This window comes from Streptomyces sp. NRRL S-340, assembly GCF_000720185.1.
Taxonomy (GTDB): Bacteria; Actinomycetota; Actinomycetes; order Streptomycetales; family Streptomycetaceae; genus Streptomyces.
Genome location: NZ_JOIY01000006.1, coordinates 35,058 through 58,303, shown reverse-complemented (window position 1 = coordinate 58,303; position 23,246 = coordinate 35,058). Strand labels below are relative to the sequence as shown.

At 74.0% G+C, this 23,246-nt stretch carries 19 protein-coding genes; 7 read left to right on the top strand and 12 right to left on the bottom strand.

The genetic code is table 11. The annotated features are described in order from the left end of the window. Positions 1–239: 239 nt before the first annotated feature. The 7 genes from IG64_RS05915 to rsmI all read right to left on the bottom strand — a co-directional run bounded on the left by IG64_RS05915 (position 240) and on the right by rsmI (position 8,523). Positions 240–2,054, bottom strand: coding sequence for an ABC-F family ATP-binding cassette domain-containing protein (locus tag IG64_RS05915; RefSeq protein ID WP_037852757.1), 1,815 nt, complete (start codon positions 2,052–2,054; stop codon positions 240–242). Between the two features lie 181 nt (positions 2,055–2,235). Continuing rightward, positions 2,236–3,129, bottom strand: coding sequence for a 4-(cytidine 5'-diphospho)-2-C-methyl-D-erythritol kinase (locus IG64_RS05910; protein WP_037852755.1), 894 nt, complete (start codon positions 3,127–3,129; stop codon positions 2,236–2,238). 20 nt (positions 3,130–3,149) lie between these two features. Next, positions 3,150–4,013, bottom strand: coding sequence for a 16S rRNA (adenine(1518)-N(6)/adenine(1519)-N(6))-dimethyltransferase RsmA (gene rsmA / locus IG64_RS05905; RefSeq protein ID WP_037852753.1), 864 nt, complete (start codon positions 4,011–4,013; stop codon positions 3,150–3,152). Between the two features lie 157 nt (positions 4,014–4,170). Further along, positions 4,171–5,721: a resuscitation-promoting factor gene (locus IG64_RS05900; protein ID WP_107474170.1), complete on the bottom strand. Its 1,551-nt coding sequence runs from the start codon at positions 5,719–5,721 to the stop codon at positions 4,171–4,173. A 113-nt stretch (positions 5,722–5,834) separates the two neighbouring features. Then, the gene (locus IG64_RS05895; protein ID WP_037852749.1) at positions 5,835–6,722 is read right to left on the bottom strand and encodes a TatD family hydrolase; all 888 of its coding nucleotides are present in this window, start codon (positions 6,720–6,722) and stop codon (positions 5,835–5,837) included. Between the two features lie 71 nt (positions 6,723–6,793). Further along, on the bottom strand, positions 6,794–7,234 hold the full coding sequence (locus tag IG64_RS05890; protein WP_037852747.1) for a hypothetical protein: 441 nt from the start codon (positions 7,232–7,234) through the stop codon (positions 6,794–6,796). A gap of 440 nt (positions 7,235–7,674) precedes the next feature. Next, entirely contained in the window at positions 7,675–8,523 is an 849-nt protein-coding gene (gene rsmI, locus IG64_RS05885) for a 16S rRNA (cytidine(1402)-2'-O)-methyltransferase (RefSeq protein ID WP_037852746.1), read from the bottom strand. A 98-nt stretch (positions 8,524–8,621) separates the two neighbouring features. Here rsmI and IG64_RS05880 point away from each other — a divergent pair, with 98 nt between their 5' ends. The 3 genes from IG64_RS05880 to IG64_RS05870 all read left to right on the top strand — a co-directional run bounded on the left by IG64_RS05880 (position 8,622) and on the right by IG64_RS05870 (position 14,463). Further along, a complete protein-coding gene (locus IG64_RS05880; protein WP_037852744.1) occupies positions 8,622–10,373 on the top strand; it encodes a dolichyl-phosphate-mannose--protein mannosyltransferase in 1,752 nt (583 codons plus the stop codon). A 156-nt stretch (positions 10,374–10,529) separates the two neighbouring features. Further along, positions 10,530–12,152, top strand: a complete 1,623-nt coding sequence (locus tag IG64_RS05875) for a penicillin-binding transpeptidase domain-containing protein (protein WP_037852742.1) — start codon at positions 10,530–10,532, stop codon at positions 12,150–12,152. A gap of 646 nt (positions 12,153–12,798) precedes the next feature. Then, positions 12,799–14,463, top strand: coding sequence for a penicillin-binding transpeptidase domain-containing protein (locus IG64_RS05870; protein ID WP_037852740.1), 1,665 nt, complete (start codon positions 12,799–12,801; stop codon positions 14,461–14,463). A 21-nt stretch (positions 14,464–14,484) separates the two neighbouring features. Here the strand turns inward: IG64_RS05870 and IG64_RS05865 are convergent, their stop codons facing one another. After that, the gene (locus tag IG64_RS05865) at positions 14,485–14,841 is read right to left on the bottom strand and encodes an SsgA family sporulation/cell division regulator (RefSeq protein WP_037852737.1); all 357 of its coding nucleotides are present in this window, start codon (positions 14,839–14,841) and stop codon (positions 14,485–14,487) included. Positions 14,842–15,013: 172 nt separating this feature from the next. On the opposite strand from IG64_RS05865, the gene IG64_RS05860 reads away from it, so the two are divergent. The 4 genes from IG64_RS05860 (at position 15,014) to IG64_RS05845 (ending at position 18,900) form a co-directional block, all read left to right on the top strand. Then, positions 15,014–16,066: an energy-coupling factor ABC transporter permease gene (locus IG64_RS05860; protein WP_107474169.1), complete on the top strand. Its 1,053-nt coding sequence runs from the start codon at positions 15,014–15,016 to the stop codon at positions 16,064–16,066. Beyond that, on the top strand, positions 16,066–16,827 hold the full coding sequence (gene cbiQ, locus IG64_RS05855; RefSeq protein ID WP_037852733.1) for a cobalt ECF transporter T component CbiQ: 762 nt from the start codon (positions 16,066–16,068) through the stop codon (positions 16,825–16,827). The genes IG64_RS05860 and cbiQ overlap by 1 nt, the downstream gene beginning before the upstream one ends. Before the next feature lies 1 nt (position 16,828). After that, the gene (locus tag IG64_RS05850; RefSeq protein ID WP_051812415.1) at positions 16,829–17,614 is read left to right on the top strand and encodes an energy-coupling factor ABC transporter ATP-binding protein; all 786 of its coding nucleotides are present in this window, start codon (positions 16,829–16,831) and stop codon (positions 17,612–17,614) included. Between the two features lie 68 nt (positions 17,615–17,682). Next, positions 17,683–18,900: a serine hydrolase domain-containing protein gene (locus IG64_RS05845; RefSeq protein WP_107474168.1), complete on the top strand. Its 1,218-nt coding sequence runs from the start codon at positions 17,683–17,685 to the stop codon at positions 18,898–18,900. Positions 18,901–18,948: 48 nt separating this feature from the next. Here the strand turns inward: IG64_RS05845 and IG64_RS05840 are convergent, their stop codons facing one another. From IG64_RS05840 to IG64_RS05825, 4 genes are all read right to left on the bottom strand, one after another. After that, positions 18,949–19,224, bottom strand: a complete 276-nt coding sequence (locus IG64_RS05840; protein WP_037852975.1) for a DUF1876 domain-containing protein — start codon at positions 19,222–19,224, stop codon at positions 18,949–18,951. Between the two features lie 123 nt (positions 19,225–19,347). Further along, positions 19,348–20,193: a DMT family transporter gene (locus IG64_RS05835; protein ID WP_037852732.1), complete on the bottom strand. Its 846-nt coding sequence runs from the start codon at positions 20,191–20,193 to the stop codon at positions 19,348–19,350. Beyond that, on the bottom strand, positions 20,190–20,747 hold the full coding sequence (locus IG64_RS05830; protein ID WP_037852974.1) for a YbaK/EbsC family protein: 558 nt from the start codon (positions 20,745–20,747) through the stop codon (positions 20,190–20,192). The genes IG64_RS05835 and IG64_RS05830 overlap by 4 nt, the downstream gene beginning before the upstream one ends. A gap of 157 nt (positions 20,748–20,904) precedes the next feature. After that, positions 20,905–23,121, bottom strand: coding sequence for an MMPL family transporter (locus IG64_RS05825; protein ID WP_037852730.1), 2,217 nt, complete (start codon positions 23,119–23,121; stop codon positions 20,905–20,907). Positions 23,122–23,246: the final 125 nt, after the last annotated feature.

The window sequence follows — 23,246 nt, the reverse complement described above, 5'->3', positions numbered from 1 at the left end:
TCGTTCACTGATTTTTAGCCACGCCCTGAGATCCGTGGTGGACGCAGAGTCGTACGCGGACGGTTCCGGGCAGGGCCCGGACGGCCCTTTCTATCACTGGCCGCCGACCAGTCACCGCGCCCCGACCGCCCCTGTTCCCAAGGGAGAACCGGCCCGTGATGGCCTCGTTACGCGCGCCTGTCCAGACCTTCACGCGTCTTCCACACGGCGCGCCCCGTCGTGCGCGCCGTGGTCCCCCGCTACGCGTCCTCGGCGAGTTCGAGCCAGCGCAGCTCCAGTTCCTCGCGCTCCGCCGCCAGATCCCGCAGTTCGGCGTCGAGTTCGGCCACCTTCGCGAAATCGGTGGCGTTCTCCGCGATCCGGGCGTGCAGGGCGCCCTCCTTGTCGGAGATCCGGTCCAACTGCCGTTCGATCTTCTGGAGTTCCTTCTTCGCCGCGCGCAGTTCGGCGGCGCTCCTGTCGGGTGCGGAGTTCTCCGCGGCCGGGGCCGCGGCCGAGGCGGCGGCCGCCGCCTGCTCCTCCATGCGCCGGCGCCGCTCCAGGTACTCGTCGATGCCGCGCGGCAGCATCCGCAGGGTGCCGTCGCCCAGCAGCGCCTGCACCGTGTCGGTGGTGCGCTCGATGAAGAACCGGTCGTGGGAGATGACGATCATCGAGCCGGGCCAGCCGTCGAGCAGGTCCTCCAGCTGGGTCAGGGTCTCGATGTCGAGGTCGTTGGTGGGCTCGTCGAGGAAGAGGACGTTGGGCTCGTCCATCAGCAGGCGCAGCAGTTGCAGCCGCCGGCGCTCACCGCCGGACAGGTCACCGACCGGCGTCCACTGCTTCTCCTTGCCGAAGCCGAACGTCTCGCACAGCTGCCCGGCGGTCATCTCCCGGCCCTTGCCCAGGTCGACGCGCTCGCGCACCCGCTGCACGGCCTCCAGGACCCGCCAGGTGGGGTCGAGTTCGGCGACCTCCTGGGACAGGTAGGCCAGCTTGACGGTCCGGCCGACGGCGATCCGGCCGCCCGCGGGCTGCGTCTCGCCCCCGGTGCGCGCCGCCTGCTCCATGGCCCGCAGCAGGGAGGTCTTGCCCGCGCCGTTGACCCCGACCAGGCCGATGCGGTCGCCGGGGCCGAGCTGCCAGGTGACGTGCTCCAGCAGCACCTTGGGCCCGGCCTGGACGGTCACGTCCTCCAGGTCGAAGACGGTCTTGCCCAGCCGCGAGGAGGCGAACTTCATCAGCTCGCTCCTGTCCCGGGGCGGGGGGACGTCGGCGATCAGCTCGTTGGCGGCCTCGATGCGGAAGCGGGGCTTGGAGGTCCGGGCGGGGGCGCCGCGCCGCAGCCAGGCCAGCTCCTTGCGGACCAGGTTCTGCCGCTTGGTCTCCTCGGTGGCGGCGATGCGCTCGCGTTCGGCGCGGGCGAAGACGTAGTCGGAGTAGCCGCCCTCGTACTCGTAGACGGTGCCGCGCTGCACGTCCCACATGCGGGTGCAGACCTGGTCGAGGAACCAGCGGTCGTGGGTGACGCAGACGAGCGCGGAGCGGCGCTCGCGCAGGTGCCCGGCGAGCCAGGCGATGCCCTCGACGTCGAGGTGGTTGGTGGGCTCGTCCAGGACGAGCAGGTCCTGCTCCTCGATGAGCAGCTTGGCCAGCGCGATGCGGCGCCGCTCGCCGCCGGAGAGCGGGCCGATCACGGTGTCCAGGCCCTTGGGGAAGCCCGGCAGGTCGAGCCCGCCGAACAGTCCGGTCAGCACGTCGCGGATCTTGGCGTTGCCCGCCCACTCGTGATCGGCCAGGTCACCGATGACCTCGTGGCGGACGGTCGCCTCCGGGTCGAGCGAGTCGTGCTGGGTGAGCACGCCGAGCCGCAGGCCGCCCGAGTGGGTGACCCGCCCGCTGTCGGCCTCCTCCGCCTTGGCCAGCATCCGGATCAGGGTCGTCTTGCCGTCGCCGTTGCGCCCGACGACACCGATCCGGTCACCCTCGGACACGCCGAGCGACACACCGTCGAGCAGGGCACGCGTGCCGTACACCTTGCTGACGTTCTCGACATTGACCAGGTTGACGGCCATTTCACTCCTGCCCGGGGGGATGGATCGGCTTTCAAGCGTAGGGCCTGCGGGAGGGGGGTCCGGGCGTGGGAGTGTCATCACTCCCCGTGATGACGTGATCGGAAAGGCGTGGCTCCAGTGGAGAGGCGGGCGGCGGGATCGCGTCAGCGCGACCGGCGGGCCGCAACACGGCGCCCGCAGCTCACACGACCGCCGCCCCGGCTGCCGGAGCCGCCGCGGTCCGGGCGGCCCGGCACGTCCCCGAGGCCAGCAGTGCCTCGGCCACCCGCGCGCCCGTCTCCTCGTCGGGGACCAGGAACGCCGTCGTCGGCCCCGACCCCGAGACCAGCCCCGCCAGCGCGCCCGCCGCACGCCCCGCCGCGAGGGTGTCCGCCAGGGACGGGCGCAGGGACAGGGCCGCGGGCTGGAGGTCGTTGGTGAGGGTGGCGGCCAGCGCGTGGGCGTCGCCCTTCGCCAGCGCGGCCAGCAGGTCCGCCGAGGCCACCGGGCCGGGAATCTCCCGCCCCCGCGCCAGCCGGTCGAACTCGCCGTACACCGCGGGCGTGGACAGCCCGCCGTCGGCGACCGCGAACACCCAGTGGAAGGTGCCGCCGACCTCCAGCGGCGTCAGCCTCTCGCCGCGTCCGGTGCCCAGCGCCGCACCGCCCACCAGGGAGAACGGCACATCGCTGCCCAGCCCGGCGCAGATCTCCAGCAGTTCGTCACGGGACGCCCCGGTCCCCCACAGCGCGTCGCAGGCCACCAGCGCGCCCGCGCCGTCCGCGCTGCCGCCCGCCATGCCGCCGGCGACGGGGATGTCCTTGGCGATGTGGACGTGCACGGCGGGGGCGCGGCCGTGCCGCTCGGCGAGCGCGAGGACCGCGCGGGCGGCGAGGTTCGTACGGTCCAGGGGGACCTCGGCGGCGTCCGGGCCCTCGCAGGTGACGCGCAGCTCGTCGGCCTCGGTGACGGTGACCTCGTCGTACAGTCCGACGGCGAGGAAGACGTTGGCCAGGTCGTGGAAGCCGTCGGGGCGGGCGGCGCCCACCGCGAGCTGGACGTTGACCTTGGCGGGGACGCGGACGGTGACGCTCACTGGGCTTCGGGCTCCTCGGGTCAGGCGGCGCGGTGCTCGGCGATCCGCGCGAACTCTTCCACGGTCAGCGACTCGCCGCGCGCCTGCGGGGAGACACCGGCGGCCACCAGCGCCGCCTCGGCCGCCGCCGCCGATCCGGCCCAGCCGGACAGCGCGGCCCGCAGGGTCTTGCGGCGCTGGGCGAAGGCCGCGTCGACGACCGCGAAGACCTCGCGCCTGGTGGCGGTGGTCTTCGGCGGCTCGCCGCGGCGGACCAGGGACACCAGGCCGCTGTCGACGTTCGGAGCGGGCCAGAACACGTTGCGGCCGATGGCTCCGGCGCGCTTGACCTCGGCGTACCAGTTCGCCTTGACCGACGGGACGCCGTACACCTTCGAGCCGGGGGCGGCGGCCAGCCGGTCGGCGACCTCCGCCTGCACCATGACGAGGGTGCGCTCGATGCTCGGGAAGGCTTCGAGCATGTGCAGCAGCACCGGGACGGCGACGTTGTACGGCAGGTTCGCCACCAGCGCGGTCGGGGCGGGGCCCGGCAACTCGGTGACGTGCATGGCGTCGGAGTGGACCAGCGCGAACCGGTCGGCGCGCCCGGGCATGCGCGCGGCGATCGTGGCGGGCAGCGCGGCGGCCAGCACGTCGTCGATCTCCACGGCGGTGACCCGGTCGGCGGCCTCCAGCAGGGCGAGGGTGAGGGAGCCGAGCCCCGGCCCGACCTCGACGACCACGTCCTCGGGGGTGACGCCGGCGGTGCGGACGATACGGCGGACCGTGTTCGCGTCGATCACGAAGTTCTGGCCGCGCTGTTTGGTGGGGCGGACGCCGAGGGCCGCCGCCAGCTCGCGGACGTCGGCGGGGCCCAGCAGGGCGTCGGGGATGGGGCTGCTCACGGCACAAGGGTACGGGGCGCCGGCGCCCGCCCCGCCCGAGCGTGCTGTGCCGCCCGCCCCGGCGGGCAGGTCCTGCCGCCCGGCCCGCCGGCGGGGCTTCCCCTGTCCCAGGAGCGCGGGCGGCCGCCTGTCCCAGGAGCGCGGGGACCCGCCTGTCCTATGAGCGCAGGCGGTCGCCGCAGTGCGGCCAGGGAGCGGCGCCCCGGCGGACGTAGAGCTTCTTCGCCCGGTACGTCTGCTCCTCGGCCGGGGCGTCCTGGGGGCGGCCGGTGCCGCCGAGGCTGTGCCAGGTGCCCTGGTCGAACTGGTAGAGGCCGCCGTAGGTGCCGGACGGGTCCTGGGCGTCGGGCCTGCCGCCGGACTCGCACTGCGCCAGCCCCTGCCAGTTCAGGTGGTCGGTGCCGCGCACCGACGGCGGATGCGGCCGGGTGCCGACCTTCACGATCTGCGTGCGGGGCGCGCGCACCACCACGGACTCCACGCGCCGCGGCCGCTGCCGCACGCCGTTGACGGTGCGCAGCGAGTACGTGACCCGGCGCACCCCGGGCCGTCCGGTCTGCTCGACGACCTCGGTACCGCGGAACAGGGTGGGATCGGCGGTGCGCCGGGTGAGGAACGGGATCGCCTCCTCGCGCACCTCGCGGCCCCCGGTGATCCGCAGCACGGTGACCGTCTGCCCGTCGCGCGGGAAGCTGTCCGGCGGGACGGAGGTGGTGTCCTGGCCCCGCAGGGTGACCCCGGCCTGCTCGACCGCCTCCCGCACGGTCGCCGCGTTGGTGCGGACGGTGCGCGGACGGCCGTCCGCCATGACCGTGACGGCGCGCTCGGTGCGGACGTCGAGCGTGAGTCCGGCGCGTCCGATGGGCCGGGAGCGCGCGGTCGAGAGATACGCGCCCTCCGCGCGCACCCCCCACTCCCTGAGCGCTCCCTCCACCGTGCGCGCCGTCGTCCACACCTCGCGCCGGTGCCCGTCGAGTGTGAGCCGTACCGGACGCCCGTAGCGCACCACGACCTCTTCGCCGCTGGTGAGCGCCGCGCCCGGGGCCGGGGCCACCGTGTCGTGCTCCCCGACGCGCACGCCCTCGTCGGCGAGCAGTTCCGAGACGTCGTCGGCGAAGGTGTGCAGGCTGCGCGGACTGCCGTCGACGCTGAGGTCGACCGCCTTGTCGTCGGCGACGAACGCGGTGGTGCCGCCCGCCAGGAAGGCGACCACCAGGGCCTGCGGCAACAGCCGCCGCACGCCCGCCTCCGGCAGGTACGCGGGGCGCGGACCGCGCCGCCGCGCACGCCGGCGCCCGCCCCGGCCGCCCGTCTGCCGCGGCACCACCGGGGCGGCGACGGGCGGCCGGGCTGGGACGGCCGCTGACGGCCGGGCGGCGAGGGACCGAGCGGCGGCTTCGTAGGCGGGCCGGTAGGTGTCCTGGTAGGGAGGTGCCGGCGCGGGGTACGGCCCCGGGAGGTGACCGGGCGGCGGCTCCTGCACCGGCGCGGACGGCTCGTACGCCCCCGCCGCCTCACCGGTCCCCCGCGCCTCGGCCGCGTAGGTCTCGCGCGTCCGGTACGCCGGTCCCTGCGGCTCGTACGCCGTCCCGTGGGGCCCCTGCGGCGGGTACGGCGGAGACGGTGCGTGGCGTTCGTACGGCGTGGGCCGCTCATACGCGCCGTGGCGTTCGTACGCCTCGTACGTCTCGTACGGCGTGCTGCTCAACCGACACACTCCCGGGACCGAGATCAGGGTCCCCAGAACCTAGCGGAGCCGCCGTCACTCTCCAAAGCGGCACCACTACGCTCCGTGTCCACCCGGACCGGACGCCGGCGGTGTCAGTAGCCGAAGGCGCGTGCGGTGTTGGCGGCGAGGGCCGTGGCCAGCGCGTCCTCGCCGATGCCCCGCACCGCGGCCATCGCGCGCACCGTCACCGGCACGAGATAGGGGGCGTTGGGCCGTCCGCGGTAGGGCGCCGGGGTGAGGAAGGGCGCGTCGGTCTCCACCAGGACCAGCTCCAGCGGGGCCACCGCGAGCGCGTCCCGCAGGTTCTGGGCGTTCTTGAAGGTGACGTTGCCGGCGAAGGACATGAAGTAGCCCGCCCGGGCGCACACCTCGGCCATCTCCGCGTCGCCGGAGTAGCAGTGGAACACCGTCCGCTCGGGCGCGCCCTCCTCCTTGAGGACGCGCAGCACGTCGGCGTGGGCGTCGCGGTCGTGGATGACGAGCGCCTTGCCGTGCCGTTTGGCGATCTCGATGTGGGCGCGGAAGGACCGCTCCTGGGCCGCCATGCCCTCCGGCCCGGTGCGGAAGCGGTCGAGGCCGGTCTCGCCCACGCCCTTGACGTGGTCCAGGGCGGCCAGGCGGTCGATCTCGGCGAGCGCGTCGTCCAGGGCCGCGTCCCCGCCCGGCCGCCGGTCGCCCTGCCGCGACCAGCCGTCGGGGTCCCCGAGGACGATGCGCGGCGCCTCGTTGGGGTGCAGGGCGACCGCCGCGTGCACGCTGTCGTGGGCGGCGGCCGTCTCGGCGGCCCACTGCGAGCCGCGCACGTCGCAGCCGACCTGGACGACCGTGGTCACGCCCACCGAGGCGGCCTTGGCGAGGCCCTCCTCCACCGTGCCGGACTGCATGTCGAGGTGGGTGTGGGAGTCGGCGACCGGTATCCGCAGCGGCTCGGGGAGCGGGGGCGCCGCGTTCTTGTCGGCCTTGTCGGCGTTCGAGGGCATGCCCCGATCCTACGGAAGGGGCATGCCCGGCCGGGTCCCGCAGGTTCCCCGGCGCCAGGCTCCCGGCGCCGTCACCCCTCCTTGCGGTGGAACGGGTGCAACAGGTCGGACAGGTGCCAGTGGTGCTCCTCCGGCTTCCGGGCCGCCGCCTCCTCCCCGGGCGCGGACTCGGACAGTGGGTCCGTCACCGGTCCCGCGGGCGCCTGCCGCCGGTGGCGGGCCTGTTCGTGCTCGTGCAGATGGCTCTGCGCCGAGGAGACCCGGCCGGCCCGCATGATGCGCACGACGTGGCCGTCGCAGTTCTTGCAGCTGGGCCTCGACAGCGGCGACGGCACGATGCGGCCGTCCGCCACGTACAGCACGAACTCGTTGCCGTCGGCGTCCGTGTGGTGCTCTATCTCGTAGGACTGCTCCCATCCGTGCCCGCAGCGCATGCAGGCGAAGGAGTACGACTCGTTGACGACGGCGGTGGCCGAACCGCGGAGGGCGGCCTGCCCTGCGATCTCACTCATGCCAGCTCCTCGTGTCCGCTGGACGAAGGGACGGGTGCGTCCCTTCCCCCAGTGGACGCCTCCACCCGGCGTGAACGCACCGGTCCTGCCGAGTGTTGGACCCGATTTGGGCGGCGCTTGCCCAAGCGTCCCCTGAACGGCAGGTGTCGCTTTGCTTTCCCGAAACGTCGCTTTACTCCCGCATGGGGCGCGCGCTCATGGGAGATACGCCCTGCTCAGCGGGGGTGTGAGCGAGGTCTCCCGGCGCGGCGCGGCCCGCCGTCCGTCAAGACGCGTACTGACGGCGTCACCCGGAGTGCGGGGCGGTCGCGCCACCGCCGGCGCGGGGCGAGAGCGCCACGGCCGGCGTGAGGCGAGAGCGTGCCGGCGTGCCCGGGGTGCCGGGGCACGGGCGTGCCCGGCGCGGGGGCCCGAGCGTCCCCAGGGGGCCGGGCGCCGGGTCACCCCGAGTGCTTGGCCGCCACCACCGCGTCGAACACCTCGCGCTTGGGCAGGCCGGCCTCGGCGGCGACCGCCGCGATGGCCTCCTTGCGCCGCTCGCCCGCCTCCTCCCGGACGCGCACCCGCCGCACCAGCTCCTCGGCGCCGATCTCCTCGGGCCCCTTGTCCGGGGCGCCCTCGACCACGACCGTGATCTCGCCGCGCACCCCGTTCGCCTCCGCCCACGCGGCCAGGTCGCCGAGCCCGCCGCGCCTGACCTCCTCGTAGGTCTTGGTCAGCTCGCGGCACACGGCGGCCCGCCGGTCGGCGCCGAACACCGAGGCCATCGCCGCGAGCGTCTCCTCGATGCGGTGCGTGGACTCGAAGAAGACGAGCGTGCGCCGCTCGCCCTCGACCTCCCGCAGCCGCGCGAGCCGCTCGCCGGTCTTGCGGGGCAGGAACCCCTCGAAGCAGAACCGGTCGACCGGCAGCCCGGACAGCGCCAGCGCGGTCAGCACGGCGGACGGCCCGGGGACGGCGGTGACCCGCACGTCCTTCTCGACGGCCGCCGCGACCAGCCGGTAGCCGGGGTCGGACACGGACGGCATGCCCGCGTCCGTGACCAGCAGCACCCGCGCCCCGCCCAGCAGCTCCTCGACCAGCTCCGGGGTGCGGGCGGACTCGTTGCCCTCGAAGTAGGACAGGACGCGCCCGCGCGGGGTGACGCCGAGCGCCTGCGTGAGGCGGCGCAGCCGCCGGGTGTCCTCGGCGGCGATCACGTCCGCGTCCGCCAGCTCGGCGGCGAGCCGGGGCGGCGCGTCCTGGACGTCGCCGATGGGAGTACCTGCCAGAACAAGGGTTCCTGTCACGTCCCCCATCCTCTCAAGCACGGGCGGCGGCGGACGCGCCCCCACCCGGTCACGCCCATGCACGGGACTCGCACAGCGCCGTTCCCTACGATGGCGCGGTGACCAGTACCGCGTCCTCCACGGACTCCCGGCAGGACCCGGCCCCGCACGACCGGCGGCCGGCGTGGCAGCAGCGGCTGCGCCGTTTCGGCCACACGGTGCGGCCCGCGGGGCCCGCGGCCGGCGTGCGCGAGCGCCTGGTGCCGCCGTTCTCGCGGCCGGGCCCGCGGCTGTGGGCGGCCCTGGGCCTTTCGCCGGCCTTCGGCGCGCGCGTGGCCCGCTGGTCGGACTGGGGCGGCCCGCTGCTGGTGACGCTGTTCGCGGGCGTGCTGCGGTTCTGGCACCTGGGCAGCCCGAAGGCGGTGATATTCGACGAGACGTACTACGCCAAGGACGCGTGGGCGATCGTCCACCGCGGTTTCGAGGTCAACTGGGACAAGAACGCCAACGACCTGATCCTCAGCACCGGCGGCCACGTCGCCGTGCCCACCGACGCGTCGTACGTCGTGCACCCGCCGGTCGGCAAGTACGTGATCGGACTGGGCGAGCTGATGTTCGGGTTCGACCCGTTCGGCTGGCGCTTCATGACCGCGCTGCTGGGCACGCTCTCGGTCCTGCTGCTGTGCCGGATCGGCCGCAGGCTCTTCCGGTCCACCTTCCTCGGCTGCCTGGCGGGCACGCTGATGGCGGTGGACGGCCTGCACTTCGTGATGAGCCGCACCTCGCTGCTCGACGGGGTGCTGATGTTCTTCGTCCTCGCGGCCTTCGGCTGCCTGCTGGCCGACCGCGACCGGGCCAGAGCGAGACTCGCCGCCGCCCTGCCCGCCGGCGCGGACGGCCGGATCCGGCCCGACGCGCACACGGCGGACACCCTGCGCCTGGGCCTGCGTCCCTGGCGCTGGGCGGCCGGTCTGATGATGGGCCTGGCGATCGGCACCAAGTGGAACGGCCTGTACATCCTGGTCGCGTTCTGCGTGATGACGGTCCTGTGGGACGTCGGCGCCCGCCGGGTGGCCGGTGCCCGGCGCCCGTACCTGGCGGTGGTCCGCCACGACCTGGGCTGGGCGTTCCTGGCCACGGTCCCGGTCGCCGTCGTCACCTACGTCTGGTCGTGGGCCGGCTGGATCCTCTCCCCCACCGACGGCACCGGCGGCTACTTCCGCAACTGGGCGGCGACGGACGGCCGCGGCAGCTCCTGGTCGTGGCTCTTCCCGGACTGGTGGCGCAGCCTGTGGCACTACGAGTCGGAGGTCTACAAGTTCCACGTCGGCCTGTCCTCGCCGCACACCTACCAGTCCAACCCGTGGAGCTGGATCGTCGACGGCCGCCCGGTGTCGTACTTCTACGAGTCGCCCTCGCCCGGTACGGCGGGCTGTCCGTCCGGCGCCGGTGACAAGTGCGCCCGCGAGGTGCTCGCGCTGGGCACTCCGGTGCTGTGGTGGGCGGCGTGCGCCGCGCTCGTGTACGTGCTGTGGCGCTGGTTCTTCCGCCGCGACTGGCGGGCGGGAGCGATCGCCTGCGGTGTCGCGGCCGGCTACCTGCCCTGGTTCCTGTACCAGGAGCGCACGATCTTCTTCTTCTACGCCGTCGTCTTCGTGCCGTTCCTCTGCCTGGCCGTCACCATGCTGGCCGGCGCCCTGCTCGGCCCGCCCGGCGCCCCGGACACCCGCCGCGTGGCCGGCGCCACCGGCGCGGGGGTCCTGGTCCTGCTGGTCGTCTGGAACTTCATCTACTTCTGGCCCCTGTACACGGGCACCGCCATCCCCATCGACGACTGGCGGGCGCGTATGTGGCTGGATACGTGGGTCTGACACGGATCGGTCGATCTCTCTTCGGACACCATCCGGCAACAGCCGCCACCGGCGCCCCGGTTTCGCCTACAGTGCGAGACACGCAGCGTCTTTGAACGCGTTCAACGAACCCGCGCGGGCGAAGGCACCAGGGAGGGACCGGGGAGGAGCGCGCTGATGCGCAAGGGCACCAAGGCCGCCGTCGTGGGTGGTGTCGTCGTCGTGCTGGCCGGCGGAGCGGTGTACGGCGGGTACAACTTCGTCTCCGCGCTGGAGGGGGACACGACCGCCGGTGCGCCGGCGCCGGCCAGGACCGGGCCGCCGAGCCGGGACGAGGTCGAGGAGACCACGTCGAAGTTCTTCGCGGCCTGGGAGCAGGGGGACGCCGCGAAGGCCGCGACGTACACGAACTTCCCGCAGGACGCGCAGCAGTTGCTGTCCTCCTACGGGCACGAGGCGCACATCACCGGGGTGAAGATCTCCCCCGGGGCCGCCGCCGGCACCACCGTGCCCTTCTCGGTCAGGGCGACCGTCTCCTACGGCGGCAAGTCCGCGCCGCTCGCCTACAGCAGCAGGCTGACCGTGGTGCGCGGGGAGACCAGCCACCGGGCGCTCGTCGACTGGCAGCCGGCCCTCGTGCACCCGCGGCTGAAGAAGGGCGACACGCTCGTCACCGGCGACTCGGCCGCCCCGCCGATCGAGGCCGTCGACCGGCACGGCACCGTCCTGACCAAGGACGAGTACCCCTCCCTCGGCCCGATCCTGGACGAACTGCGCGACAAGTACGGCGACAAGGCGGGCGGCACCCCGTCCGTCGAGCTGAGCGTCCACCACGCGGACGCGGAGGCCGCCGAGACCCCGCTCCTCACCCTCGCCAAGGGCCGCCCCGGCAAGCTCCGTACGACCCTCAGCGCGAGCGCGCAGGCGGCGGCCGAGAAGGCGGTGACCAAGTTCGCCGAGTCCTCCGTCGTGGCCGTCAAGGCCTCCACCGGCGAGGTGCTGGCGGTCGCCAACCACCGCGACGACGCCTTCAACGCGGCGTTCCTGGGCAGACTGGCGCCGGGGTCCACGATGAAGATCATCAGCGCCGCGACGCTCATCGACAACGGCATCACCACCGCCTCCGGCCCGGCGCCCTGCCCCGACAGGGCGGTCTGGCAGAGCCAGACGTTCCACAACCTCCAGGGCATGACGCCGAACGAACACGCCACCCTCTCCGAGAGTTTCGCGCGCTCGTGCAACACGGCGTTCGTGAAGTACGCCGACGAGGTCAAGACGGACTCCCTCACCAAGGAGGCCCAGGACCGGTTCGGGCTGGGCCGGGACAACTGGAAGACCGGCATCCCGTCCTTCGACGGCTCGGTCCCCGCCTCCGGCGGCCCGGACACCGCCGCCAACCTGATCGGCCAGGGCCAGGTGCAGATGAGCCCGCTGAACATGGCCTCGGTGACGGCGACCGCGATGACGGGCGGCTTCCGGCAGCCCGTCCTGGTCCCGGCCGGCCTCGACGACCGCACCCTGGCGACGGCCAAGGGCCTGCCGGCGGGCACCGTCGCCCAGTTGCGGCAGATGATGCACCGCACCGCCACGACCGGCACCGCGGCCGCCGCCATGTCCGGGCTGAGCGGCAGCATCGGCGCGAAGACCGGCTCCGCCGAGGTGGACGGGCAGGCCAAGTCGAACAGCTGGTTCACCGGGTACCGCAACGACGTGGCGGCGGCGGCCATGACCCAGGAGGGCGGCCACGGCGGCGACGCGGCCGGCCCGATCGTGGCGGCGGTACTGCGCGCGGCCGGCTGAGCACGCCGCGCGGGCAGGCACGCGGTGGGCCGGGCGCGGGAGCCGTGAGGACGGGTGCGGCCCGGGGGCGCGGCACGAGGAGCCGAGATGTGGGGCCTTGGCGCATGGCGGGCCGGCGGAGGGCCGCGCCCGTGGATGCCGCGTCGCAAGCCGAGGGGGGCGCGCACGCTCCCGACGACGAGCGCCCCGTGCCGCCGCGCGCCTGCGGGCCGGGGTGTGCAGAGCCCGCGCGCTGCGGGCCGGGGCGTGGGGAGCCTCCGCGTCCGGCGCCCCGGCGGAGGCCCGCGCCCGGCGCCCCGGCGGAGGCCCGCGCCCGCGGGTGCCGCGCCGCGAGCCGCAGGGGGGCGTGCACGCTCCCGACGGCGCGAGTGCCGGCGTGCCGCCCGGCGTGCCCCGGCGCGTGTCCGCCGCCGCGCCCGCCCTTGAGCCACCCGGCCCCGCCGGGCGTGCGCCGTCGCGCCGTTTGTCGCAGGTTGGCTACGGACGGCTCGCGGCGGCCGTCCCCCGGGGGCGTGACCCTAGGGTGGTGGGCGTCGTCGCGTCCGCGCGGCACAAGGGCCGCGCGGGACCGCGCGGGACGCCGGTGCGGACGAGGACGACGGCAGCGGGGGCTCCGGGGGCCCGGAATCGCGGAGGACGGACGGCAGTGGGCAAGAGAAGGCGCGTCGCCGAGCGACGGAGGACGGGTCCCGCCGTGGTCGGCGGGGTGATCGCCGTGGTCGTGGGCGGTGTCGCGGTCGGCGCCTACACGCTGTCCGGCGGCGGTGCCGAGGCCGAGGGCCGGACCGCGGCCGGCGCGCACAAGAAGGTGAAGACCGGCCCGGTGACGGCCCTGGAGACGCAGACCACCGCGGGACGGTTCCTGACGGCCTGGCAGCAGGGCAGGCCGTCCCGGGCCGCGGCCGCCACCAGCGACGCCGCGGCGGCCGGTGCGCTGCTGGCCGGCTACGCCAAGGACGCGCACCTGGAGAACGTCACGCTCACCCAGGGCACCCCGAGCGGCGGCAAGGTCCCCTTCTCCGTGAAGGCGACGGTCGCGTACAAGGGCGTGAGCAAGCCGCTGAGGTACGACAGCGCGCTGACCGTCGTGCGCCGCGCGGCCGACGGCGCCCCGGTCGTCGACTGGCACGCGGCGGTCGTCCACCCCGACCTGAAGGACGGCGACACCCTGGTCACCGGCGAGTCGGGCACCCCGCCGGTCAAGGCTCTCGACCGGGACGGCGGCGCGATCACCACCGCGGCCTACCCGTCGCTGGGCTCGGTCCTGGACGGGCTGCGCGAGAAGTACGGCAGGACGGCCGGCGGCAGGGCGGGCGTCGAGCTGCGGGTGGTGCGCGGCAAGGCGTCGAAGAAGGCCGGGCTCTCGGACAAGACCCTCGCCGAACTGAGCGAGGGCACCCCGGGCACGGTGCGCACGACGCTGAGCCCGTCGCTCCAGTCGGCCGCCGAGCGGGAGGTGTCCCGGCGCGACCGCGCCTCCGTCGTGGTGGTGCGCCCCTCCACCGGGGAGATCCTCGCCGTGGCCAACAGCGGCCACGGCTTCGACACCGCCCTGCAGGGCTCCCTGGCACCCGGCTCCACGATGAAGGTCATCACCGCTTCACTGCTGATCGACAAGGGGCTGGCGTCCGCGGACAAGGAACACCCGTGCCCCAAGACGTTCACCTACGGCGGCTGGAAGTTCCACAACGACGACGACTTCGAGATCAAGGGCGGCACGTTCAAGGCGAGTTTCGCCCGCTCCTGCAACACCGCCTTCATCAGCCAGGCGGGCAAGCTGAAGGACGACGACCTGACCCGGCAGGCCCAGGACGTGTTCGGCCTGGCGCGGGACGACTGGGCGATCGGGGTGCCGTCCTTCGACGGCGCGGTGCCGGTGCAGTCGGCCGCCCAGAAGGCGGCCTCGCTCATCGGCCAGGGCGGGGTCCGGATGAACCCGCTGAACATGGCGTCGGTGGCCGCGACGGTCCGCTCGGGCACCTTCCGCCAGCCGTACCTGGTCTCCCCGGACACCGACCACCGCAAGCGGGCCACGGCCTCGCGCACGCTGTCCGCGTCCACGCTGGCCCAGCTGCGGGAGCTGATGGCGTACACGGCCTCCTCGGGCACCGCCGCCCAGGCCATGGCCGGGCTCGGCCCGGACTACGGCGCGAAGACGGGCTCCGCCGAGGTCGACGGGCAGAAGAAGCCGAACGGCTGGTTCACCGCCTACCGCGGTGATCTCGCGGCGGCGGGCGTCGTGCAGGCGGGCGGCCACGGCGGCGACACCGCGGGCCCGATCGTGGCGGCCCTGCTGAAGAAGGGCGGCTGACCGCCGCGACGGCCGCGGACCCTACCGGTGGACCATCTCCGTCGCCGCCGCGCTGTAGGTCCGCCGCAGGAACCTGAACAGCGTCTTCGTCTCGAACTGCACCACCGAGACGCCGCGCGCCGAGTGGAACTCGACCACGGCCTGCACCCGGCCGCACGGCCACACCCGCACCTCACCGGTGCCCGTCGGCGCGCGCAGCCCCTGTTCGAGCAGCGACCGGGGGAACGTCCACTCATGCGCGCCGGGCAGTGCGATCCGGACCGCGCGCGGGTCGTCCCGCGGGTCGTAGCGCAGGAGGACCGGGACGGCGCAGTGCTCCTCGGACTCGTCGTCCTCGGTGACGATACGGGCTCGCGCGTACTGTTCGACCACAGCCATCGGACGACCCCTCACACTCAGTGACCTCACCAGGAGGCACTTTTCGGTTCCCTTACCAATGTCCCATATATATCGATTTATTCCTTTTTCGTCCGATGCGCCGCCCCCCGGCCGCAGATGCACAGCCCCTCGCTCTTGCAAGAGGTTCGCAACAGGCCACTATCATCGAACGGTGCATGTGCCTGACGGATTCATCAACGCCCCCACCTCCGCCGTCACGGGGGTGATCGCCGCCGGTGCCGTCGCGGTCAGCCTGCGGGGCGCCCGCCGGGAACTCGACGAGCGGACCGCGCCGCTGGCGGGCCTGGTCGCCGCGTTCATCTTCGCGGTGCAGATGCTCAACTTCCCGGTCGCGGCCGGCACCAGCGGCCACCTGCTCGGCGGAGCGCTCGCGGCGATCCTCGTGGGCCCCTTCACGGGGGTCCTGTGCGTCTCGGTCGTCCTGCTCATGCAGGGCATCCTCTTCGCGGACGGCGGGCTGACCGCGCTCGGCGTCAACATCACCGACATGGCGATCGTCACCACGGTCGTGGCGTACGCCGTCTTCCGCGGCCTGGTGAAGGTGCTGCCGCGCCGGCGCCGCACCGTCACCGTCGCCTCCTTCGTGGCCGCGCTGGTCTCGGTCCCGGCCGCCGCCGTCGCCTTCACCCTGATCTACGCCGTGGGCGGCACCACCGACGTGGCGATCGGCAAGGTCGCCACCGCGATGATCGGCGTGCACGTCCTCATCGGCATCGGCGAGGCCGCGATCACCGCGCTCACCGTCGGCGCCGTCATCGCCGTACGCCCGGACCTGGTGTACGGGGCGCGCGGACTGGAGCAGCGCCTGAAGCTGCGGGTGAACGGCGAACTGGTCGACGCCCCGGCCGCCGCGCCGGTCCCGGCCCCCGCCGCCGCGGGGTCCCACCGCAAGCTGTGGATCACCGGCCTGGTCACCTCGCTGGTCCTCGCCGGGTTCGTCAGCTTCTACGCCTCCGCCAGCCCCGACGGCCTGGAGAAGGTCGCCCACGACAAGGGCATCGACAAGAAGGAGGAGCCGCACGCCTCCGCGGACTCCCCGCTCGCCGACTACGGCGTCAAGGACGTCTCGGACGCCCGGCTGTCCGGCGGCCTCGCGGGCGTGATCGGCGTCGGCGTCACCGTCGCCGTCGGCAGCGGCGTCTTCTGGGTCGTCCGCAGGCGCCGTACGTCGGACGCCGAGCCCTCCTCGCGGGCCGCGGCCTGATGGGCGCCGGACACGCCCACCGGCTCTACCGGCCGGGGAACTCGCCGGTGCACGCGCTGCCGCCGCACACCAAGCTCGCCGCCGCCTTCGCGTTCGTGGTCGTCGTGGTGTCGACCCCGCGCGAGGCCCTGTGGGCGTTCGCCCTGTACGCCGTGCTGCTCGGCGCCACCGCCGCCGTGGCCCGCGTGCCCGCCGGTTTCCTGCTCGGCCGGCTGCTGATCGAGGTCCCGTTCGTCGCGTTCGCGGTGCTGATGCCGTTCGTGGCCGAGGGCGAGCGGGTGCACGTCCTCGGGCTCTCGCTGAGCGTGAACGGCCTGTGGGGCGCCTGGAACGTGCTCGCCAAGGGCACCCTCGGCGTCGCCGCGTCCGTCCTGCTGGCGAGCACGACGGAGCTGCGGGAACTGCTGCTGGGCCTGCAACGCCTCAAGCTCCCGCCGCTGCTGGTGCAGATCGCCTCCTTCATGATCCGCTACGGCGACGTGATCACCGACGAGATGCGGCGCATGCGCATCGCCCGCGCCTCCCGCGGCTTCGAGGCGCGCGGCGTGCGGCACTGGGGCGTGCTCGCCAAGTCCGCGGGCGCCCTGTTCATCCGCTCCTACGAGCGCGGCGAGCGCGTCCACCTGGCCATGGTGAGCCGCGGCTACACCGGCTCCATGCCGGTCATCGACGAGGTGACCGCCTCCCGGGCCCAGTGGTCGTCCGCGCTGGCCCTGCCCGCGGCGGCACTCGTCGTCTGCCTGCTGGGATGGATGGTGTGAGATGGACGCCGTGACTGTGAACTCCCCGGCTTCCCCGGCCGCGCCCTCCCTCGAGGTCTGCGGCCTCGCCTTCGCCTACCCCGACGGACACCAGGCCCTGTTCGGCGTGGACTTCTCGATCGCGCGCGGGGAGCGGGTGGCACTGCTCGGCCCGAACGGCGCCGGCAAGACCACGCTCGTGCTGCACCTCAACGGCATCCTGGGCGGCGGCGCCGGCTCGGTGAAGGTGGCCGGGCTGCCCGTCGGCAAGAAGCACATGGCCGAGATCCGGCAGAAGGTCGGGATCGTCTTCCAGGACCCGGACGACCAGTTGTTCATGCCGACCGTGCGCGAGGACGTGGCGTTCGGTCCGGCGGCGGCCGGCCTGAAGGGGCCCGCGCTGGAGCAGCGGGTGCGCACGGCCCTGGAACGGGTCGGCATGGCCGGTTTCGCCGACCGCCCCCCGCACCACCTCTCCTTCGGCCAGCGCCGCCGGGTCGCCGTGGCGACGGTGCTCGCCATGGAACCGGAGATCCTGGTCCTGGACGAGCCGTCCTCCAACCTCGACCCGGCCTCCCGCCGTGAACTGGCCGACGTGCTGCGCTCGTTGGACGTCACCGTCCTCATGGTCACGCACGACCTGCCGTACGCCCTCGAACTGTGCCCGCGCGCGCTGGTCCTCAGCGACGGGGTGATCGCGGCGGACGACGCGACCGGCACCCTGCTCCGCGACGAGGCGCTGATGCGCGCCCACCGCCTGGAACTCCCCTTCGGATTCGACCCGCGCTCGGTGACGACGGACGCCTGACCCCGAGGAATCGCAGGCGTAGCGCCCGTGTTGCACTCACTGTCGCAGGCGGTCGGCGGATACGAGTGATGAGTGACGGGAGTGCGGACGTGGGCGTGGACGTGAGCGGCGCGGTGGCCGAGGGCTTCGAGCCGGTCAGGCGGGCCTTCGCCGAGAACTTCACCGCGCGCGGCGAGCGGGGCGCGGCCCTCGCGGTGTACCGGGACGGGCACAAGGTCGTCGACCTGTGGGCCGGGACCCGGGACGTCGACGCCGCGCCCGGTGCGGGCGAGCCCCCAGCTCCCTGGGAGCAGGGCACCGCGCAGGTCGTGCGCTCGGCCACCAAGGGCATCGCCGCGGCCGTGCTCCTGCTGCTGCACCAGCGCGGGGAGCTGGACCTGGACGCGCCGGTCGGGGCGTACTGGCCCGAGTTCAAGGCGGCGGGCAAGGAGCGCACGCTGGTGTGGCACCTGCTCGCCCACCGGGCGGGCGTACCGGTCCTGGACCGCCCGCTCACGCCCGCCGAGGCCGCCGATCCGGCGCTCGGCGCCCGTGCGGTGGCGGCCCAGGCGCCGGTGTGGGAGCCGGGCACGGACCACGGCTACCACGCGCAGACGTACAGCTGGCTGACCGGCGAGCTGGTGCGGCGGGTGACGGGCGAGCCGATCGGCGCGTGGATAGCGCGCGAGATCGCCGCACCGGCGGGGGCGCGGCTGTGGGTCGGGCTGCCCGGGCACGAGGCCGGACGCGTGGGCCGGGTCGGACCGGTCGAGGCGCCCGAGTCCGCGGGCGGTCCGCGGCTGCGGCCCAAGCCGGCGGTGGCCGAGGCGTACGCCGATCCCAGGTCGCTGACCCGCCGCGCCTTCGCGGCGATCACCCCGCTGCCCGACGAGAACGGCGACGCCTTCCGCGCGGCGCTCCTGCCCGCCTCCAACGGCATCGCCACCGCCGACGGCCTGGCCCGCTTCTACGCGGCGCTGATCGGCGAGGTGGACGGCGGCAGGCGCCTGTTCGCACCGGAGACGACCGAACTGGCCCGCGCCGAACGGTCGGCGGGCCCCGACCGGGTGCTGGTCGTGGGCACCCGGTTCGGCCTCGGGTACATGCTGCACGGCAGCGCGTCCCCGCTGCTCGGCCCCGGCTCCTTCGGTCACCCGGGCCGCGGCGGCGCCCTCGGCTTCGCCGACCCGGACTCGGGCATCGCCTTCGGCTACGTCACCAACGGCTTCCGTACGAGCGTGACGGCGGACCCCCGGGCCCAGGCGCTGGTACGGGCGGTGCGCACGGCGACGGCGCGCCCGGCCTGACCGCCCCGCGCCCGGCCGCCCGGCAGTCCCGCACCCGGCCCGCCCCCGTCAGACGTGGATGGGCGAGGACGTACGACCCGACGCGCTGTCGATCTCTTCGTGCGCCTTGGTGAGCAGTTCCATGGCGAGCTCGTTGAGGGCGCGGGCGCCGGCGATCTCCTCGCCCACGCGCGGCTGGTCGGAGTCGGTGCGGTGCCGGCTGGCCCGGCCGTGCGCCCGGACCTCGCTGCCGTCGGGCAGACGGACCATCGCCACCGCCCGCGTGTGCTGGCCGTCCTCCTCGAACTCCAGCTCCACGTGCCATCCCACGGCCGTCTTCATCATGACCATCACCTCCACGAACACCTCCTTCCAGGGTGCTCCCTTCCCGACCGGCGTGCAGCACCACTCCTGGCGGGGGCGAAGGCCTAACCGGCGTGCAGCACCACTCCTGGCGGGGGCGAAGGCCTAACCGGCGTGCAGCATCAGGCCGATGCCGACGACCAGCAGACCGGCCGCGGCGATCCGCGGCGCGCCGAAGCGCTCCTTGAAGAAGACGGCGCCGATGGCCGCGCCGACCAGGATGGAGGACTCGCGCAGCGCCGAGACGGGTGCCAGGTCGGCACGGGTCTGCGCCCACAGGACCAGGCCGTACGCCGTGACGGACAGGGCGGCGCCGAGCAGGCCGAGGGCGGCGTGGGGGCGCAGCAGGGCGGCGGTCCGGCGGCGCCGGCGGGTGACGGCGTACGCCGGGATCACCACGCCCTGGATCATCATGAGCCAGGCGATGTAGCCGAGGGAGGACCCGGAGGCCCGGACGCCCAGGCCGTCGACGACCGTGTACGCGGCGATGGACAGGCCGGTCGCCAGCGCGGCGCCGACCGCCGTCCAGTCCGGGCGGCGCCCGCGCAGCCCCCACAGCGCGACGCCGGTCAGGCCCGCGCAGGACAGCGCGATGCCCGCGCTCCCCCAGAGGTTCGGCACCTCGTGGGCGAAGACGGCGGCCAGGACCGTGACGACGAGCGGTGCCGTGCCCCGCGCGATGGGGTAGGCCTGTCCGAAGTCACCGAGCCGGAAGGACGTCATCAGCAGCGCGTAGTAGACGATGTGCAGGGCCGCCGACGCGCCGAGGTACGGCCAGGCGGCCGCCGCCGGTACGGCGGTGAACGGCGCGAGCGCGGCGCCGATGAGCAGCCCGCCGCCGGAGATCAGGGTGAAGCCGACGAGCTTGTCGGGGATGCGGTGGGCGAGCGCGTTCCAGCAGGCGTGGGTGACGGCGGCGAGCAGGACGGCCGCGGTGACCAGCGGGGTCACGAAGCGCGCTCGCGCACGTCCACGAGGACGGCCCCGGCCCGCGTCACCAGCGCGCCGGGCTCCATCGGGAAGACGGTGTGCGGGGTGCCGGCGGCGGCCCGGACGACGTCGTGCTCCAGCAGCGAACGGTCGGCCAGGACCCTGGTCCGCGTGCGGTGCCCGAAGGGCGGGACCCCGCCGATGGCGTACCCGGTGGTCTCCCGTACGACGTCGGCCTTCGCGCGGGTGACCTTGTCCGCGCCCAGTTCCTGCCGGACCCGCTCCACGTCGACCCTGGAGGCCCCGTCCACCAGCACGAGCACCGGGGCGCCCGCCCCCGGCTCCCGGCCGGGCCCGGGGAGGGGGGACTCCCGGGCCTGGAAGACCAGCGACTTGCAGATCTGGCTCAGCTCGCAGCCGACGGCGGCGGCCGCCTCGGCGGCGGTCCGGGTGGCGTCGGGGAACCGGCGGATCCCGGTCACCAGCTCGCCGAGCCCCAGTTGACGCAGGGCCTCGGCGAAGCGGGGGTGGGCGGCCGGTCGCCCGGCACCGCCGGGGCCGGCTGTCGTCGTCATGACGAGCACGCTACGACATGGCCCGCGCCCGCTCACCGGGATTTCCCCCGCTCTCGGCCGTCCTGGTGACAGGGCCGGAAGACCGGTGAGGGTGCGCCGTCCCCGCGGGACCCTCACCGGCCGGCCGGCGGGCGGCTCCCGGCCGGGAGCCGCCCGGTCAGGCCAGGGCGGGTTCCCGCTCCTCGTCCGGGTCCGTGCGCCGGGAGTCGTGGGCGCGCAGGCCCTCGCCCTCCACGTCGACGTTGGGCAGGGCGCGGTCCAGCCACCTCGGCAGCCACCAGGCCCTGCGGCCCAGCAGGGCGAGGACGGCCGGCACGATGGCCATGCGCACGATGAACGCGTCGAAGAACACCGCGATCGCCAGCCCGAAACCGATCATCTTGATCATCGATTCGCTGGAGCCGATGAACCCGGAGAAGACGGCGATCATGATGACCGCGGCGGCGGTGACGACCCGTGCGCCGTGCCGGAAGCCGGTGACGACGGCCTGGCTCGGCTTCTCGCCGTGGACGTACGCCTCGCGCATCCGGGTCACCAGGAACACCTCGTAGTCCATCGCGAGGCCGAAGACGACGCCCACCATGAAGATCGGCATCATCGACATGACCGGGCCGGTCTCCTCCACGCCCATCAGGCCGGACAGCCACCCCCACTGGAAGACCGCGACGACCGCGCCGAGCGCCGCCATCACCGACAGCAGGAAGCCGAGCGCCGCCTTCAGCGGGACCAGGACCGAGCGGAACACCACGATCAGCAGCAGGAAGGCCAGGCCGACGACCAGCGCCAGGTAGGGGAACAGGGCGTCGTTCAGCTTCTGCGAGACGTCGATGTTCATCGCCGTGGAGCCGGTGACCAGCACCTCGGCGTCCGTCTTGGCCTTGATGCCGCTGCCCGCGTCGCGGATGGCGTGCACCAGGTCCTCGGTGGTGGTGGAGGACGGCTTGGAGTTCGGGACGACGGTGATGGTCGCGGTGTCACCGGCCTTGTTGGGCTGGGCCGGGGTGACCGTCACGACGTCATCGAGGCCCTTGATCTCGTCGGTCACCTGGCTGAAGGCGGCCTTCGCGTCGTGGCTGCCCTTGGCGTCGACGACGACCATCAGCGGGCCGTTGAAGCCGGGGCCGAAGCCCTCCGAGAGGAGGTCGTAGGCGCGGCGCTGGGTGGTGGAGACGGGCTGGGAGCCGTCGTCCGGGAGGCCCAGTTCGAGGGAGGCGGCCGGTACGGCGGCGGCGCCGAGGCCGACCACGCCGAGCAGCAGCACGGCGACGGGACGGCGGACCACGAAGCTCGCCCAGCGGGTGCCCATGTTCGCCCGGGCCGGCTTCTTCGCGGCCCGCCCGCCGCCCAGCAGCCTGCTCTTCTCCCCGGCCGGCTTCACCCTGCGGCCGGCGTAGCCGAGCAGCGCGGGGATCATCGTCAGGGCGATGAGGACGGCGATGACGACCGTGCCGGCCGCGGCGACGCCCATCTTCGTCAGCATCGGGATGTTGACGACGGACAGGCCGACCAGGGCGATCACGACGGTGAGTCCGGCGAAGACCACCGCGGAGCCCGCGGTGCCGGTGGCCCGGCCCGCCGCCTCCTCACGCGAGTGGCCCTCGGCCAGTTCGCCCCGGTAGCGGGAGACGATGAACAGCGCGTAGTCGATGCCGACGGCGAGGCCGATCATCGAGGCCAGGGTGGAGGTGGTGGTGCCCAGGTCGAGGGCGCCGGCGAGCGCGGTGACGGTGGAGACCCCGATGCCGACGCCGATGATCGCGGTCAGCAGTGGCAGGCCGGCGGCCAGCAGCGAGCCGAAGGTGATGACGAGGACGACGGCGGCGATGGCGATGCCGATGACCTCGGTGGCACCGGTCTCGGGAGCTGCGTTGAGCGCGTCACCGCCGATCTCCACGGTCAGCCCGGCGTCCCGCGCGTGCTGCGCCGCGTCCTCCAGGGCGGTGCGCGAGGAGTCCTCCAGCTCCATGCCGGAGACCTTGTACTTCACCGAGGTGTAGGCGACGGTGCCGTCCTTGCTGACGGCGTGGCCGGTGTAGGGGTCGGCGACGGAGGCGACCTCGGAGCCGTCGGACAGCTCCTTGACGGTCTTCTCGACGGTCGCCTTGTTCCCGGCCTCCGTCATCTTCTGCCCGCCGGGTGCCTTGAAGACCACCCGCGCGGTCGCCCCGTCGGCGCTCGCGCCGGGGAAGCGCTGTTCCAGCAGGTCGAAGGCCTTCTGGGCCTCGGTGCCCGGAATGGAGAAGGAGGTGTTGCCCGCGGGGGGCGCGGAGGCGGCGCCGACACCGGCGAGTGTCAGCAGCGCCACCCATATCAGCGCGACGAAGTGCCGTCGCCTGAAGGCGAGGCGTCCTAGTTTGTACAGGAACGTGGCCACGTGGGCGTACTCCCGGTCAGGTCGTGGGGTGGATCAGGGCAGGGGTCATCAGCCCGACGACGTGAGCGGTGACGTCAGAGGGTGGGCTTGCCGGGGACAGCGGGCCCGCCGGGGAGGCGGGCGCG